Source organism: Nocardioides sp. Leaf285 (genome assembly GCF_001422955.1).
GTDB classification, from domain to species: domain Bacteria; phylum Actinomycetota; class Actinomycetes; order Propionibacteriales; family Nocardioidaceae; genus Nocardioides; species Nocardioides kribbensis.
In genome coordinates, this window is the sequence record NZ_LMNH01000001.1 from 224,817 (window position 1) to 237,689 (window position 12,873).

Consider the following 12,873-nt stretch of genomic DNA (forward strand, 5'->3'; position numbering starts at 1 on the left):
CTACACCGCCTCGCCTACGATGCGTGACGACGGTCACGGGGCGGTTCCCCGGCCGGGGAGGGACGACGTGGGCGACTACCTGACCAGCGCTCCGGTGGTGCACACCACCAGCTTCGAGGAGGCCCGGGAGGCCGTCACGTCGGTCTACCTGCCCCACCGTCTCGAGGGCGGCAGCGACGTGCTCGACATGCGTCTCAACGCCGTCACCGACCGTCACCTCACGCTGGGCTACCTCACCTACCAGGCCGAGACCGAGCTGTGGATGCCGCCGACCGACGTGTGCTACCACGTCAACCTCGACCTGGTCGGGGAGACCTGGGCCTCGCGCGGCGGCCGGTCGAGCGCGCACACCCGGCCCCGGCGCGGCGGCACGGTGCTCACCCCCGACGTGCAGACCACGGTGCGGTGGTCCCACGACGCCGAGCAGCTCATCCTCAAGATCTCGCGGGCGGGCCTGGAGTCGCACCTCGCCGACCTGCTGGGCCGTCCGGTGGTCGACGTCGTCGCCTTCGACCTCTTCCTCGACCTGGAGTCGGCGGCCGGGCAGTCGCTGCTGCGCTCGGTGCAGTTCCTGGCCACCGAGCTCGACCGGCCCGGTGGGCTCGCCGACAGCCCGCTGGCGCGCCGCCAGCTGGAGTCCTACGTGCTGACCCAGCTGCTGCTGGCCGGGCGCCACCAGTACACCGACGACCTCACCGGCCGCGACGACCGGGCCCGGCTGGGACGGCTGGCGCCAGTCGTACGCCACATCGAGGAGCACGCCCACGAGGCGCTGACCCCCGAGGTGCTGGCCCGGGTGGGCTGCGTGAGCGTCCGCACGCTGCACGCCGCCTTCCAGGAGCAGCTGGGCGAGTCGCCCATGGCCCACGTGCGCCGGGTGCGCCTGGCCAAGGTGCGCGCCGAGCTGCTGGCCAGCGACCCGCTGGAGACCCGCGTCACCGACGTGGCCACGCGCTGGGGCTTCTTCCACCAGTCGCGCTTCGCCCAGCAGTACCGCGCGCAGTTCGACGAGCTGCCCAGCGCCACCCTGCAGCGCTGAGCCCACCCAGGGACGCGCTGCGCTGAGCGGCCGGGGGCGGGCGCGCAACGGATAGTCGGCCCGCTGCCGGGCCGCCTAGCGTCGTGACGACGGCCGGCGTCGGAGCCGGCCCCCGACCACGGGAGTCCATGTGAGCGAGTCCGGCGACCTCGAGACCTTCCAGCTCTTCATCGACGGCGAGCGGGTCGACGCCCTGTCGGGCCGCACCTTCGAGTCGACCAACCCCTACACCGGCCGCCCCTGGGCCGTCGTGGCCGACGGCGGGCCGGAGGACGTCGACCGGGCCGTGGCCTCCGCACGCGCGGCCTTCGAGGGCGAGTGGGGAGCGCGCAGCGGCTTCGAGCGCGCTGCGGTCATGCGCGACATCGCCGCCGCGATCACCGCCAACGCCGAGCGCCTGGCAATGCTGGAGGTGCGCGACTCGGGCAAGCTCATGCGGGAGATGCGCGGCCAGCTCAAGGGCCTCGGCGCGTGGTACCTCTACTTCTCCGGCCTGGCCGACAAGCTGGAGGGCAAGACCGTGCCGGCGCTCGCGCCGCAGACCTACTTCGGCTACACCGTGCGCGAGCCGGTCGGCGTCGTCGGCGCGATCACGCCCTGGAACAGCCCCCTGCTGCTGCTCACCTTCAAGCTCGCGCCGCTGCTCGCCGCCGGGTGCACCGCGGTGGTCAAGCCCTCCGAGCACGCCCCGGCCTCGACCGTGGCCTTCGCCGAGGTGCTGCACGAGGCCGGCCTGCCCGCCGGGGTGCTCAACGTCGTCACCGGCTGGGACCGCTCCACCGGCGAGCGCCTGGCCGCCCACCCGGGCGTGGACAAGGTCGCCTTCACCGGCTCCACCGCGACCGGGGCGAAGGTGGCCCAGGCCGCCGTGGCCAACATCAACAAGGTCACCCTCGAGCTGGGCGGCAAGTCGCCCCAGGTCGTCTTCGCCGACGCCGACCTCGACGCGGCGGCCAACGGCCTGGTGGCCGGGGTCTTCGCGGCCACCGGCCAGACCTGCATGGCCGGCTCCCGCCTGATCGTGCACGAGTCGGTCAAGGACGAGCTCGTCGCCAAGGTCGTGGCCCGCGCCGAGAGCATCGTGCAGGGCGACCCGACCGACGCCGGCACCGAGATGGGGCCGGTCGCCAACCGCCCGCAGTACGAGAAGGTGCTGGGCTACCTCGACGGCGCCCGCGAGGAGGGGTGGACCATCGCCACCGGCGGCGGCCCCAACGACGACCTCGGCGGTCTCTTCGTGCGCCCCACCGTGGTCGTCGCGGAGCCCGAGGCGACCATCGTGCGCGAGGAGGTGTTCGGGCCCGTGCTGTCGGCCTACACCTTCAGCGACGAGGACGAGGCCGTGCGCCTGGCCAACGACACCCCCTACGGCCTGGCCGGGGCGGTCTGGACCAAGGACGTGCACCGCGCCCACCGGGTGGCCGGCAGGCTGCGGGCGGGCACGGTGTGGATCAACGCCTACCGCGTCGTGGCGCCCAACATGCCCTTCGGCGGCTTCGGGATGTCGGGCATCGGTCGGGAGAACGGCAGCGACGCCGTGGGGGAGTACCTCGAGGACAAGTCGGTCTTCGTGGAGCTCACCGGCGGCACCCGCGACCCCTTCCAGCTGGGCTGACCCGCCCCCGGCGGGCTCGCCCGCCGGGCTCAGGGGTGCGTCATCGACTCCACGTCGAGGGCCTCGTCGAGCTGGGCCTCGGTGAGCTCGCCGCGCTCGAGGAAGCCCATCGCGACGACGGTCTCGCGGATGGTGGCGCCGTCGGCGAGGGCCCGCTTGGCGACCGTCGCAGCGGCCTCGTAGCCGATGTGCTTGTTGAGCGGGGTCACCACGGAGGGCGAGGACTCGGCGTAGCCGCGCATGCGCCCGGCGTCGGCGGTGACGCCGTCGACGCAGCGACGCGCCAGCAGGGTCGAGGAGGTGGCGAGCAGGCGCACCGACTCCAGCAGGTTGCGCGCGATCACCGGCATCGCGACGTTGAGCTCGAAGGAGCCGCTGGCGCCGGCCACGGTGACGGTGGTGTCGTTGCCGATGACCTGGGCGCAGACCATGAGCGTGGCCTCGGGCAGGACCGGGTTGACCTTGCCGGGCATGATGCTCGAGCCGGGCTGGAGGTCGGGCAGGTGGATCTCCGCCAGACCCGTGGTGGGCCCCGAGGACATCCAGCGCAGGTCGTTGCAGATCTTGGTCAGGCCCACGGCGTAGGTGCGCAGCACCCCGGAGAGCTCGACGAGGGAGTCGCGGGTGCCCTGGGCCTCGAAGTGGTCGCGGGCCTCGGTGAAGGGCTGCCCGGTCTGCTCGCCGAGCAGCGCGATGGCGCGCTGCGGGAAGCCCCGCGGGGTGTTGATGCCGGTGCCGACGGCCGTGCCGCCCAGCGGCAGCTCGCGCACCCGGGGGAGCACCGACTCCAGCCGCTCCGCGGCGTAGCGCACGGTGGCGGCGTAGCCGCCGAGCTCCTGACCGAGCATCACCGGGGTGGCGTCCATGAGGTGGGTGCGCCCCGACTTCACCAGCCCGGCGAACTCCACGGCCTTGGCCTCCAGGGAGGAGGCCAGCACGTCGAGGGCGGGCAGCAGGTCCTCGGTGACGGCCAGGGTGGCCGCCACGTGGATCGCGGTCGGGAAGGTGTCGTTGCTCGACTGGCTGGCGTTGACGTGGTCGTTGGGGTGCACCTCGACGCCCGCGCGGGCGGCCAGCGAGGCGATCACCTCGTTGGCGTTCATGTTGGAGCTGGTGCCGGAGCCGGTCTGGAAGACGTCGACGGGGAAGGCCTCGACGTGGGCGCCGGCGGCGACCTCGTCGGCGGCGGCCGCGATGGCGGCGGCCTGCTCCTCGGGCAGGATGCCGAGTGCGGCGTTGGCACGCGCCGCGGCCGCCTTGACCTGGCCGATGGCCGCGACCAGCCGCGGCTCGATCGGCGTGCCGCTGATCGGGAAGTTCTCCACCGCTCGCTGGGTCTGGGCCCGCCACAGCGCGTCGCGCGGCACCTCCACCTCGCCCATGCTGTCGTGCTCGACCCGCGTCGGCGGGCCGTCGGAGGCCGGGGAGGTGCGGGTGGGGGAGCCGGGGTGGTCGGTGGGGTGGTCGGAGTCGCTCACACCTGGGACGGTACCCGCGAGACGTAGAGCCAGTACGTCTCCTCGCGCTCCTGCAGGCGCACGGGGAAGGGGCGCGCCTCGACCTCGCCCAGCACCGCGCGCATCGTCTCCTCCAGGCGCGGGGAGGCGTCGGCCGACCACACCACCAGCACCCCGCCGGGGCGCAGCACGCTGCGGGCCCGGTCGAGGAACGGCGCCTGGTAGAGCGAGGCGTTGGCGTCGTGCACGAGGTGGTCGGGTCCGTTGTCGACGTCGAGCAGCAGCAGGTCGTACGACGCGGGGCGTGCCTCGGCGAGGGCGACCGCGACGTCGGCCACCACCACGCGGGCCCGGGCGTCGGCCATCAGCGCGGGGCCGTGCGGCACGGTGCCGTCGCGCATCCAGGCGACCAGCGCCTCCTCGACCTCGACCACCGCGCAGCGCTCGACCCGGGGGTCGGCCAGCACCTCGTGCATCGTGTAGCCCAGGCCCAGACCACCGACGACGACGTCGCGCGGGTCCTCGCACAGCTCCAGCGCGGCACGGGCCAGCGCCCGCTCGGTGTGCACCTCCACGGTGTCCATGACGAAGACGCCGTTGGCGCGCAGCTCCAGCGCCCGCGAGCCGTCGTCGCCGCGGCGCTCGCGCAGCACCAGCTCGCCGCGCGCGCTCTCGGCGCGGGCGACCTCGACGTGGTGGACCTCGACGGGACCGGCTCCGGGCTGCACCCCGTCATCCTCGCCCATCGCGAGACGCGACGTCACCCGGGCGTCACACGGCCGTCACGCGGGGCTCAGGTCGCTCTCAGTCGGGCTCCCTACGGTGGTGGAAACGTCAACTACCGACCCCCGTCGCCCCCCTGGAGGAACCCCCGTGTCGACCGTTCTCGGGAACCGTCTGCCCCCCGCCGCGCAGGACGTCGTGCTCCTGCTCGCCCGCCTGCTGCTCGGCGCCGTGCTCATCGCCCACGGCTGGCAGAAGCTCGTCGACCAGGGCGTGGGCGCCACGGCCGACGGCTTCGCCCAGCTGGGCATCCCCGCCCCCACGGCCGCGGCCGTCTTCGCGGTCGTGGCCGAGCTCGGCGGCGGCGTCCTGCTCGTGCTCGGGCTGCTCACGCCGGTCGCCGGCCTGCTGGTGGCGGCCACGATGGCCGGCGCGTGGTGGTTCGTGCACCGCGGCAGCGGCCTCTTCGCCGCCGAGGGCGGCTGGGAGCTCGTGGCCGCGCTGGGGCTCGGCGCGCTCGTGCTCGGCGTCGTGCCGGGGCGACTCGCCCTCGACCACGTGCTCGCCGGCCGGGGAGCGCGCCGCGAGCCCGTCGCGGCCTGACCGGCCCACCCGACCCGCCCACCCTTTGGGACCGGATCGGCCCCGGGACCCCCGGTGGGCTCGGGGCCGGGCCGGCGGCGCAGTACGTTCGAGACGGTCGGACCCGCCGACCGCGAGGAGGACCGATGAGCGACCACGAGGCCGGCACCGGCCAGGGATCCCAGCACGCGACGCCGAAGCCCGACGCCGCCGGCTCGAAGCTCTACACCGAGCACGACCCGGAGCGCGCCGCGGAGAAGGACAACGCCCACGAGCGCCCCGGTCCCGGCGACCAGGACGGCCAGCTCTCCGAGGTCGGCAACCTCGAGGACGCGGGCGACCCGATCATGCCCGACCAGGCCGTCGCCGGCGCCCCCGACGCCGAGAGCGGATCCGTCGACGAGGGTCCTGCGGGGCCCAACGCCAACCCCAACGCCGGCGCCCGACGTACCTGACCGGACCCCGCGACGCACGACGCCCCCGCACCGGACCGGTGCGGGGGCGTCGTGCGTCGCGGGGGAGGGCTACTCCTGCGAGCGCACCCGCAGGCCGGCGCCCAGCGCGCTCAGCGGCACGGTGACGGCGCCGGAGGGGTCGGTGAAGAAGTCGTTGCCCTTGTCGTCGACGACGATGAAGGCCGGGAAGTCCTCGACCTCGATCTTCCACACCGCCTCCATGCCGAGCTCGGCGTACTCCAGCACCTCCACCGAGGTGATGCAGTCCTGGGCCAGCCGGGCGGCGGGTCCGCCGATGGAGCCGAGGTAGAAGCCGCCGTGGGCCTCGCACGACTCGGTGACCTGCTTCGAGCGGTTGCCCTTGGCCAGCATCACCTTCGAGCCGCCGGCGGCCTGGAAGGACCGCACGTAGGAGTCCATCCGCCCGGCGGTGGTGGGGCCGAAGGAGCCGGACGCCATGCCGTCGGGGGTCTTGGCCGGGCCGGCGTAGTAGACCGGGTGGTCCTGGAGGTACTGCGGCATCTCCTCGCCGGCGTCGAGGCGCTCCTGGATCTTGGCGTGCGCGATGTCGCGGGCGACCACCAGCGGGCCGGTGAGCGAGAGGCGGGTCTTGACCGGGTGGCGGGTGAGCTCGGCGAGGATCTCGTCCATCGGGCGGGTCAGGTCGATGCGCACGACGTCGCCGGCGCCGACGAGGTCCTGCACCTCCGGCTCGGGGAGGTACTGCGCGGGGTCGGTCTCCAGCTGCTCGAGGAAGACGCCCTCGGCGGTGATCTTGCCCAGCGCCTGGCGGTCGGCCGAGCAGGAGACGGCGATCGCGACCGGGCACGAGGCGCCGTGGCGCGGCAGGCGCACGACCCGCACGTCGTGGCAGAAGTACTTGCCGCCGAACTGCGCGCCGATCCCGAAGGACTGGGTCAGCTCGAAGACCTGCTCCTCCAGCTCGAGGTCGCGGAAGCCGTGGGCGCTCATCGAGCCCTCGGTGGGCAGGTTGTCGAGGTAGTGCGCCGAGGCGTACTTGGCGGTCTTGAGCGCGAACTCTGCGCTCGTGCCGCCGATGACCACGGCGAGGTGGTACGGCGGGCACGCGGCGGTGCCGAGGGAGCGGATCTTCTCGTCGAGGAACTCCAGCATCCGCTTCGGGTTGAGGATCGCCTTGGTCTCCTGGAAGAGGAACGACTTGTTGGCCGACCCACCGCCCTTGGCCATGAAGAGGAACTTGTACTCCGGCGAGCCGTCGGCGGCGGGCGTGGAGTAGAGCTCGATCTGGGCCGGCAGGTTGCTGCCGGTGTTCTTCTCCTCGTAGGTGGTCAGCGGGGCCAGCTGGGAGTAGCGCAGGTTGAGCCGGGTGTAGGCGTCGAAGACGCCCCGGCTGATCGCCTCGCCGTCGTCGGCGCCGGTGAGCACGCCCTCGGACTTCTTGCCCATGACGATGGCGGTGCCGGTGTCCTGGCACATCGGCAGGACGCCGCCGGCGGAGATGTTGACGTTCTTGAGCAGGTCGAGCGCCACGAAGCGGTCGTTGCCGGAGGCCTCGGGGTCGTCGATGATCTTCCGCAGCTGGGCCAGGTGGGCCGGGCGCAGGTAGTGGCTGATGTCGTGCATCGCCTCGGCGGTCAGCCGCCGGATCGCCTCCGGCTCGACCTGGAGGAAGGTGCGCCCGCCGGCCTCGAAGGTGGAGACCCCCTCGTCGGTCACCAACCGGTAGGGCGTGTCGTCCTTGCCGGTGGGGAGGAGGTCGGAGTACCGGAAGTCGGGTTCGCTGGCCACGGGCCGCAAGGCTACGCCTGGGCGCGCCCCCGTGGGGCAGGACCCCGCTCCGCGGTCGACCCCTGGAATGCGCCCGGAGCGGCTGCTACGGTCGACGGCGTCCACCACGGGAGCTCGCGGCAGCGAGCTGAGAGGGAGCTGAGCCGCTCCGACCGTCGAACCTGATCCGGGTCATGCCGGCGAAGGAAGCGAGGAGCAGCCGTGCTGTCGTCACGTCCCACCACCCGTCGTCCGAGCCCGCCGTCGAGCGCTCCGTCGAGTCCCCCGACGAGGGGGTGCGCCGGGGCTCCGCCCCGCTCGGCCCGGAGGGGCTGACCCGTGCGCGTGCGGGTGCTCGGCGCGGGGGTCGTCGGCCTGGCCTGCGCCGACGAGCTGGTGCGGCGCGGCCACGAGGTCGAGGTCGTCGACCCGGCCCCCGGTGGCGGTGCGTCCTACGCCGCCGCGGGGATGCTCGCGCCCACCGCCGAGGTGTGGCACGGCGAGGAGGCGCTGCTCGACCTGGGCCTGCGCAGCCTCGCGCTGTGGCCGGCCGCCGCCCGCCGCTGGGGTGTCGCGCTGCGCCCGGGCGGCACGCTCCTCGTCGGTCGTGACGACGCCGACCTCCAGCTGGTCGAGCGCCAGGCCGCGCTGCTGGCCCGCCTGGGCCGGCCCGTCGACGTCGTGGGCGGACGGGCCGCCCGCAGCCTCGAGCCGCGTCTCGGCGCCGGCGTCGCCGGAGCCGCCCTGCTGCCCGACGAGGGCAGCGTCGCCCCGCGCGAGGTCGTGGCCGCCCTGCTCGACCGGCACCGCGCCCGCCTCCTCCCGGCCCCGTCGGGGGCCCCGGTCGACCGCACGGTGGTCGCGACCGGGATCGCCGCGACCGGACTGGTGCGCGGCGTGCGCGGGGAGGTCCTGCGGCTGCGCAGCGACGACCCGCCCGAGCGCACCGTGCGCGGGTGGGTCCACGGCGAGCCCGTCTACGTCGTGCCCCGCGCCGACGGCGAGGTGGTCGTCGGCGCGACCAGCGAGGAGCACGACGCGCCCCCGGTGGTCACCGCCGGCGGGGTGCGCCGCCTGCTCGAGGCCGCCTGCCGGCTGCTGCCCGGGCTCGACCGCGCCGAGCTGCTCGAGGCGACCGCCCGCGACCGTCCGGCCACGGCCGACAACCTGCCGCTCGTGGGGCCGGCCGGGCCGCGCTGGTCCGCGGGTCGGGCCGACGGCGGCCACGACACGGGCACCGGCGGGCGCGAGACGCCGGGAGCCCGCGACACGGGCACCGACAGCGACACGGGCGCCGACGGCGACACGGGCACCGACGGCGACACCGTGCTGGCCGTCGGTCTCTTCCGCCACGGCGTGCTGCTCGCCCCGCTCGTGGCCGCGCTGGTGGCCGACCACCTCGACCACGGCCACGTCGAGCCCGCCCTCGACCCGCGCCGCCTCGACCCGCGCCGCCTCGATCGGCGCCGCCTCGATCCGCCGCCCGCGCCACCGCACCGCCACCCGACCGCCCCAGCACACCCCCACCCGACCGCCCCAGCACACCCCCACCCGACCGCCCCAGCACACCTCCACCCGGACGGAGACCGCCCATGACCCACGTCGTGCTCAACGGCGAGGCGCGCAGCCTCGACGACACCACCACGCTGGCCGAGCTGCTGGCCCCCACCGGCGCCGGGCGCGGCTGCGCGGTCGCCCTCAACGGCGTCGTCGTGCCCCGTGCGCAGCTGGCGGACCGGCGCCTCGCCGACGGCGACGTGGTCGAGGTCGTGACGGCGGTGCAGGGCGGATGAGCACCGACGACGACCTCGTAGTCGGTGGCGTCGCGCTCGCCTCCCGGCTCCTGCTCGGCACCGGCGGTCTGCCCTCGGTGGCGCTGCTGCCCGCCGTGCTGGCGGCCGCCCGCCCCGGCCTGGTCACGGTGAGCATGCGGCGCTCCGGCGCCCGGGGCCCCGGCGGGGTGCTCGACGTGCTCGACCGCGCCGGCGTGCGGGTGCTGCCCAACACCGCCGGCTGCACCACCGCCCGCGAGGCCGTGCTCACCGCGGAGCTGGCCCGCGAGGCGCTCGGCACCGACTGGGTCAAGCTCGAGGTCGTCGGCGACGAGGCCACGCTGATGCCCGACCCCGTCGAGCTGCTCGAGGCCGCCGGGACGCTGGTGCGCTCCGGCTTCACCGTGCTGCCCTACACCACCGACGACGCCGTCGTGGCGCGCCGGCTGGCCGACCTCGGCTGCGCCGCGGTGATGCCGCTGGGCTCGCCCATCGGCTCGGGACTGGGCGTGCTCAACCCTCGTGCCATCGAGGCCCTGGTCGCCGCCGTCGACGTGCCGGTCGTGCTCGACGCGGGCGTCGGCACCGCCAGCGACGCCGCGCTCGCGCTCGAGCTGGGCTGCGACGCCGTCCTCGCCGCGACCGCCGTGACCCGCGCCGAGGACCCCGTGCGCATGGCGCGCGCCCTGCGGCTGGCCGTCGAGGCCGGTCACGCCGCGCGGCACGCCGGGCGGGTGCCCCGCCGGCGCAGGGCCCGGGCCTCCAGCCCCGTCGAGGGCCGGATCGGGGCAGGGGCGTGAGCGCCCGGCCGACCCGCCCCTCGCCGTGGCCCGGACCCGGCGGACCGCCGCGCCTGCTGCTGCTCACCGACCGCTCCCAGCTGAGCCTGGGCCGGAGCCTGGTGGGCACCGTCGCGGAGTGCGTGGAGGCCGGCCTGCGCGCGGTGGTCGTGCGCGAGCCCGACCTGGACCCGCGTGCGCGCCACGCGCTGCTGGCCGCCCTCGCCCGGCTGCCCGGCCTGGTGGTGATCTCCTCGCGGCTGCCGGACCCCGCCGCCCACGGCGTGCACCTGGCCGCCCACCAGCGACCCGACCGCTGGGCGGCGTCGGCGGCCGGCCCGGTCATGGGCCGCTCCTGCCACGCGGTGGGGGAGGTCCGCACGGCGGCGGCCGAGGGCGCGGCGTACGTCGTGCTGTCGCCCTTCGGCGTCTCGCCGAGCAAGCCCGGCCACCTCCCGCCGCTGCCGCGGACCGCGTACGCCGAGGCAGCGGACGCCGGCGTGCCGGTGCTCGCCCTCGGCGGGATCGGCCGCGACGACGTGGCCGCCGCACTCGCCGCCGGCGCCCACGGGGTGGCCGTGATGGGGGGCGTCATGCGCGCACGCGACCCCGCCGCCGAGGTGGCCGCCCTCCTGGCCCGGCTGCCCCCGCCCGCCTCCCAGCCGCCCGCCTCCCAGCCGCCGGCCTCCCAGCCACCCGGGGGCCCACCTCCCGCCCCCGGACGCCCACGTTCCACCCGCCCGAGCGCGAGCTGTGACGCCCCGTCAGCCGCTCTGCCGGCCCGCCGGCCCCCCTGCTGACCCGTCACGACGGAGCGGTGGACGAGCGGACCGTGCGTGGCAGCGCGCGGCCCCCGACCCGACCCCGACCCGACCCCGACCCGACCCGACCCGACCCGACCCAGACCTGACCTGACCCGAGGAGCCCCCCATGACCACCCACCCCGCCCACACCCGTGTGCTGACCGAGGCCGGCACGCCGGTGACCCGCGTGGCGCTGACCAACGGCGAGACCTTCGACCGCTACTGCACGGCCGGGCCCGGCTGCGACCCCGGGGTCGGCCTCCCGCGGCTGCGCGCCGACTGGATCGCGGCGCGCGGCGACACCGAGACCTACGCCGGGCGCACCCCGCAGCTGCTCGACGACGGACGGGGCGCGGTGCGGCGCGGCGCGGCCACCGACGCGTGGCGCGGCCCGCAGGCGCAGCCCCGCCGCGCCGTGCCCGGGGCACGGGTGACGCAGCTGCACTACGCGCGCCGGGGCGAGGTGACCCGGGAGATGGAGTACGTCGCGGCGCGCGAGGGCTGCGACGTCGAGCTGGTGCGCAGCGAGGTCGCCGCGGGCCGCGCGATCATCCCGCTCAACGTCAACCACCCCGAGGCCGAGCCAATGGTCATCGGGCGCCGCTTCCTGGTGAAGGTCAACGCCAACATCGGCAACTCCGCGGTCACCAGCTCGATCGCCGAGGAGGTCGAGAAGCTCACCTGGGCCACCACCTGGGGCGCCGACACGGTGATGGACCTCTCGACCGGTGACGACATCCACACCACGCGGGAGTGGATCGTGCGCAGTTCGCCGGTGCCGATCGGCACCGTGCCGATCTACCAGGCGCTGGAGAAGGTCGGCGGCGAGGCCGACCGGCTGACCTGGGAGGTCTACCGCGACACCGTCGTCGAGCAGTGCGAGCAGGGCGTCGACTACATGACCGTGCACGCCGGGGTGCTGCTGCGCCACGTGCCGCTCACCGCGCGCCGCGTCACCGGCATCGTCAGCCGCGGCGGCTCCATCATGGCCGGCTGGTGCCTGGCCCACCACGAGGAGAACTTCCTCTTCACCCGCTTCGAGGAGCTCTGCGAGATCCTCGCCGCCTACGACGTGAGCATCAGCCTCGGCGACGGCCTGCGCCCCGGGTCGGTCGCCGACGCCAACGACGAGGCCCAGCTGGCCGAGCTGCGCACGCTGGCCGAGCTCACCACCCGCGCCTGGGAGCACGACGTGCAGGTGATGGTGGAGGGGCCCGGCCACGTGCCGCTGCACCTGGTGGAGGAGAACGTGCGCCTGCAGCAGGAGTGGTGCCACGGCGCGCCCTTCTACACCCTCGGCCCCCTCGCCACCGACGTCGCGCCCGGCTACGACCACATCACCAGCGCCATCGGCGCCGCGGCCATCGCCATGCACGGCACCGCCATGCTCTGCTACGTCACGCCGAAGGAGCACCTCGGCCTGCCCGACCGCGACGACGTGAAGACCGGCGTCATCACCTACAAGCTCGCTGCCCACGCCGCCGACGTCGCCAAGGGCCACCCCGGCGCGCGCGACTGGGACGACGCGCTGTCGCGGGCGCGCTTCGAGTTCCGCTGGCACGACCAGTTCGCGCTCTCCCTCGACCCCCGCACCGCGCAGGCCTTCCACGACGAGACCCTGCCGGCGGAGAACGCCAAGACCGCCCACTTCTGCTCGATGTGCGGGCCGAAGTTCTGCTCCATGCGGATCAGCCAGGACGTGCGCGACCGCTTCGGCACCCCCGACGCCCAGGCCGACCCCGAGGTCGGCCCCGACCTCGACCCGGCCGCCGGCATGGCGCGGATGTCGGCGCAGTTCGTCGAGCTCGGCGGCACGGTCTACGTCGAGCCCGGGGCGGGCCCGACCGGGGAGGGCCGCGTCCACGACGTGTGACCTGCCTCGCGCAACCGCTTGCGCTG

Annotated in this window: 12 protein-coding genes and 1 riboswitch; of the genes, 9 read left to right on the forward strand and 3 right to left on the reverse strand. The window is 75.1% G+C overall.

Translation table 11 applies throughout. The features are described from left to right. The first annotated feature begins 67 nt into the window (after positions 1-67). The gene (locus ASF47_RS01165) at positions 68-1,039 is read left to right on the forward strand and encodes an AraC family transcriptional regulator (RefSeq protein WP_200918911.1); all 972 of its coding nucleotides are present in this window, start codon (positions 68-70) and stop codon (positions 1,037-1,039) included. A gap of 130 nt (positions 1,040-1,169) precedes the next feature. Next, entirely contained in the window at positions 1,170-2,654 is a 1,485-nt protein-coding gene (locus tag ASF47_RS01170) for an aldehyde dehydrogenase (protein ID WP_056862201.1), read from the forward strand. 29 nt (positions 2,655-2,683) lie between these two features. Here ASF47_RS01170 and ASF47_RS01175 read toward each other — a convergent pair whose 3' ends face one another. Continuing rightward, positions 2,684-4,132 (reverse strand): class II fumarate hydratase, encoded by a 1,449-nt coding sequence (locus tag ASF47_RS01175; protein WP_268778299.1) that lies wholly within the window; start codon positions 4,130-4,132, stop codon positions 2,684-2,686. Further along, complete coding sequence (locus tag ASF47_RS01180; protein ID WP_235558572.1) at positions 4,129-4,839, reverse strand: hypothetical protein; 711 nt, start codon at positions 4,837-4,839, stop codon at positions 4,129-4,131. The genes ASF47_RS01175 and ASF47_RS01180 overlap by 4 nt, the downstream gene beginning before the upstream one ends. A gap of 145 nt (positions 4,840-4,984) precedes the next feature. On the opposite strand from ASF47_RS01180, the gene ASF47_RS21525 reads away from it, so the two are divergent. Both ASF47_RS21525 and ASF47_RS01190 read left to right on the forward strand, forming a co-directional pair. Then, positions 4,985-5,437, forward strand: a complete 453-nt coding sequence (locus ASF47_RS21525) for a DoxX family protein (protein ID WP_056862203.1) — start codon at positions 4,985-4,987, stop codon at positions 5,435-5,437. A 125-nt stretch (positions 5,438-5,562) separates the two neighbouring features. Then, complete coding sequence (locus tag ASF47_RS01190) at positions 5,563-5,871, forward strand: hypothetical protein (RefSeq protein WP_056862204.1); 309 nt, start codon at positions 5,563-5,565, stop codon at positions 5,869-5,871. A gap of 69 nt (positions 5,872-5,940) precedes the next feature. Here the strand turns inward: ASF47_RS01190 and ASF47_RS01195 are convergent, their stop codons facing one another. Then, on the reverse strand, positions 5,941-7,641 hold the full coding sequence (locus tag ASF47_RS01195) for a fumarate hydratase (RefSeq protein ID WP_200918912.1): 1,701 nt from the start codon (positions 7,639-7,641) through the stop codon (positions 5,941-5,943). A gap of 96 nt (positions 7,642-7,737) precedes the next feature. Continuing rightward, positions 7,738-7,847: riboswitch (TPP riboswitch) on the forward strand. Between the two features lie 112 nt (positions 7,848-7,959). On the opposite strand from ASF47_RS01195, the gene ASF47_RS01200 reads away from it, so the two are divergent. The 5 genes from ASF47_RS01200 to thiC all read left to right on the forward strand — a co-directional run bounded on the left by ASF47_RS01200 (position 7,960) and on the right by thiC (position 12,847). Then, positions 7,960-9,216, forward strand: a complete 1,257-nt coding sequence (locus ASF47_RS01200) for an FAD-dependent oxidoreductase (protein ID WP_056862206.1) — start codon at positions 7,960-7,962, stop codon at positions 9,214-9,216. After that, positions 9,213-9,413, forward strand: coding sequence for a sulfur carrier protein ThiS (thiS, locus tag ASF47_RS01205; protein WP_056862207.1), 201 nt, complete (start codon positions 9,213-9,215; stop codon positions 9,411-9,413). The genes ASF47_RS01200 and thiS overlap by 4 nt, the downstream gene beginning before the upstream one ends. Beyond that, positions 9,410-10,192, forward strand: a complete 783-nt coding sequence (locus ASF47_RS01210) for a thiazole synthase (RefSeq protein WP_056862208.1) — start codon at positions 9,410-9,412, stop codon at positions 10,190-10,192. Before thiS ends, ASF47_RS01210 begins: the two co-directional genes overlap by 4 nt. Then, positions 10,189-10,971 carry a thiamine phosphate synthase gene (locus ASF47_RS01215; RefSeq protein WP_056862209.1) on the forward strand — a complete coding sequence of 261 codons (783 nt, stop codon included), beginning with the start codon at positions 10,189-10,191 and terminating at the stop codon, positions 10,969-10,971. The genes ASF47_RS01210 and ASF47_RS01215 overlap by 4 nt, the downstream gene beginning before the upstream one ends. 130 nt (positions 10,972-11,101) lie before the next feature. Then, a complete protein-coding gene (gene thiC, locus ASF47_RS01220) occupies positions 11,102-12,847 on the forward strand; it encodes a phosphomethylpyrimidine synthase ThiC (protein WP_056862210.1) in 1,746 nt (581 codons plus the stop codon). Positions 12,848-12,873 lie beyond the last annotated feature (26 nt).

What these genes read in the sequence shown, in the direction of transcription:
- ASF47_RS01190 (WP_056862204.1), top strand. Translation starts at nt 5,563, where the DNA reads ATGAGCGACCACGAGGCCGGCACCGGCCAGGGATCCCAGCACGCGACG.
- thiS (WP_056862207.1), top strand. Translation starts at nt 9,213, where the DNA reads ATGACCCACGTCGTGCTCAACGGCGAGGCGCGCAGCCTCGACGACACC.
- ASF47_RS01210 (WP_056862208.1), top strand. Translation starts at nt 9,410, where the DNA reads ATGAGCACCGACGACGACCTCGTAGTCGGTGGCGTCGCGCTCGCCTCC.
- thiC (WP_056862210.1), top strand. Translation starts at nt 11,102, where the DNA reads ATGACCACCCACCCCGCCCACACCCGTGTGCTGACCGAGGCCGGCACG.